The organism is Aquipseudomonas alcaligenes NBRC 14159 (genome assembly GCF_000467105.1).
In the GTDB taxonomy this organism is placed as follows: Bacteria; Pseudomonadota; Gammaproteobacteria; order Pseudomonadales; family Pseudomonadaceae; genus Aquipseudomonas; species Aquipseudomonas alcaligenes.
In genome coordinates this window covers 1-2,552 of record NZ_BATI01000087.1, presented here as the reverse complement: position 1 = coordinate 2,552, position 2,552 = coordinate 1, and the positions used below count along the sequence as shown (strand labels likewise).

The following is a 2,552-nucleotide window of genomic DNA, read 5'->3' as shown; positions in this document are numbered from 1 at the left end:
AAACAATGCAAAACCTGCAGCAGCATGGCCTCCCGGCCAGCAGTTCCCGGGCTTCTCTACGGGCTCCGCTCGTGCACCTAGCAATGGCGAGAAATGCTCTACTCCGCCGAACTGCTCGAGGCTCCATGGGCATTGCATCTGGGTCACTTGCTTGAGCGGGCTAACGAAGCCCCCTGATATCCCCATAGCCAGCACCAAGTAGCCCAATGTCAGGCGCAAAGGTCTCAGCCGAGTCGGAAACAGGCTTATCACAAAGCCAATCAACGCCAGGACACCAACAGCTATCACCAACTGCTTCGCACGATCGTGCAGCACGTTCTCCAGAAAATCATTATGTCGCCCTATGAAACCCAACCCATGGACGTAGAAGAGGTCCGCGATTGCGAAGTCCAACCTGGTCGGTTCAAAAGCTAAAAGCAGGGCAATGAAAAAGAGAGGGATGCCGTACCACCATCGTCTATCAAAACGGACTGAATATCGCTGCTGGTTCATTGCTGCCCCACCTCCATCTGCTTTTCAAACGGCTTCCAGGCCAATAGACCGTTTTGGAAAGCATGACTCGCCGCCTGGTAGTAGCTGATGTTCCTTTGCATCAGAGGATCCTGAGCATCCACTTGATACTCCCGGCTTTCGCCCAAGGCATCGTCATGCCGGCGCATATGATTTTGCGGACTGAGAATGGCCAGGTTTTTGCCGTCGAAAAGGCCCAGGTGCTGATAGTTGCCAATAAGAACCCGAGGCTGCGCAGCATTGCTCTTAAGCAAATCGCGGCCAAAGAACGTGGAGGTGTAGTCAAGGTTCAGCAAACCAAGGAGGGTCGGAGCTAGGTCAATCTGGCTAGCCAACTGACCATCCTCGCGAGCCGGAAGCCACTTGGGGGCGTATAGGAACAATGGGATGTGGTAATTGGCCACCGGGAGATCTTCCATGCCGGCGCTACCTGCACAGTGGTCAGCTACAAAGACGAACAGGGTGTTGTCGAACCAGGGCTTCTTTCTGGCCTGCTCAAGGAAGTTACCGATAGCCCAGTCGGTGTACTTAACCGCCCCCTCACGCCCATCGCCAGCAGGTATGTCGATGCGACCACTCGGGTATGTGTATGGACGGTGATTGGAGGTGGTCATCAGTTGCAGCAGGAACGGCTTGCTAGCTGCATGATCAGCATCAGCTAAGCGAAGTGCTTGAGCATAAAGATCCTCGTCCGCCATGCCCCAGGCATTTTTAAAGTGGATGTCGGCCTCATCAACACTGCTCTGATCGACCACGCGGTACCCGTTCCCGCTGAAGAAAGCGTTCATGTTGTCGAAGTAGCCGCGACCGCCATAAACAAAGACGCTGTCGTAACCCTGAGACGCAAGCTGCTGGCCGAGGCTGCCATAGCCACTCTCACGCCCAATGCGCTTCACGATGGAACGCCCTGGCGTCGGCGGTATGGAAAGCGTGATGGCCTCAAGGCCTCGGTCTGTCCGGGTACCGGTTGAGTAGAAATTGTTGAAGAACAGGCTCTGCTTACGCAGCTCATCCATGTTCGGGGTCAGCCCCCGCGGATCACCGAAGCTGCCCAAGTATTTGGCTGACAGGCTCTCGATGGTCACCAGGACAATATTGAGCTTACGTGGCGCTCCTGGATTGTTGATCTGCCGGCGAATATCCACCGGATCATCGCTAGTGAATTGTGCAGTCGGCTCGCTCATCTCCTGGCGCAACTGCTGGCCGATCTGGGCATCAGGCAGCGTGCTGTAGAACTGCTGATAATCAAGCTCGTTGTTCCGGAACGCCGCAAAGAACTGATATGGACCATTGCTCGCTAGCTCGTGGCGGTATGCGTTCCCCCCCATCCCTCGGGGACTGTCTTGATTGAGCGCCACTGCGGACAGAACTACAGCAAAACCCAACCCAGCCACGGCGATGCCACGAGAGCACCACGTCGGTAGAGGTGCATTCAAGGCCGCAATGAGGGGGCGACGGAGCATCCCCCCCAGCAGTGCGCTAACTGCGCCGAGACCGAGCAGTAGCAACCCGATGGGATAAGACTCAAGCAAGTTGTTAAGCACCTCATCGGAGTACACCAAGTAGTCCACGGCGATGAAGTTGAAGCGCACTCCGAACTCGTCCCAGAACAGCCACTCGGCTGTAGAGACAAAAAGCATGGCAAACAGGCTGACCAAAAACAGAGTAATCAGAAAAATCCGATGCCCAGGACGTCGCCAAAGCACTGGCGGGCACAGCAGCAGATACAAACCTAGAGGGAAAGCTGCATAAGCCAGGAAGCCAAGATCATAAAGTGCTCCAATAGCAAAGATTCCAGCGGACGCGCCGCCAGCCTCAGTAAGGTGAGAACCAAGCAAGACTGCCCGAGTACCCAAAAACACCACCAGCCAACAGGTCAGCAGCAGTAGTAGGAAACGCATAGGCGCAGTGCGGGGAGTGAACATACGAGAGTCCGAGCAGTAGAAATGCCCGGCAGTCTGCAAAGTGCGCCGTCGAAAACTGGTGAAGAAGATGTGAAAAAGCTGTCAACGCCGTGCGCGCATCTAGAACTCTGATGACGC

Annotated in this window: 1 protein-coding gene and 1 pseudogene; both read right to left on the bottom strand. The window is 55.4% G+C overall.

Annotated features, from left to right (window positions below):
• A pseudogene (locus PA6_RS22100) lies at nt 1-492 on the bottom strand (phosphatase PAP2 family protein); the annotation flags it as partial.
• On the bottom strand, nt 489-2,435 hold the full coding sequence (locus tag PA6_RS22095; RefSeq protein WP_021703183.1) for an LTA synthase family protein: 1,947 nt from the start codon (nt 2,433-2,435) through the stop codon (nt 489-491). The pseudogene PA6_RS22100 and the gene PA6_RS22095, both read right to left, overlap by 4 nt.
• Nucleotides 2,436-2,552 lie beyond the last annotated feature (117 nt).

Bases quoted from the DNA above. Each gene is read 5' to 3' on its own strand.
- PA6_RS22095 (WP_021703183.1), bottom strand. From the start codon at position 2,435: ATGTTCACTCCCCGCACTGCGCCTATGCGTTTCCTACTACTGCTGCTG.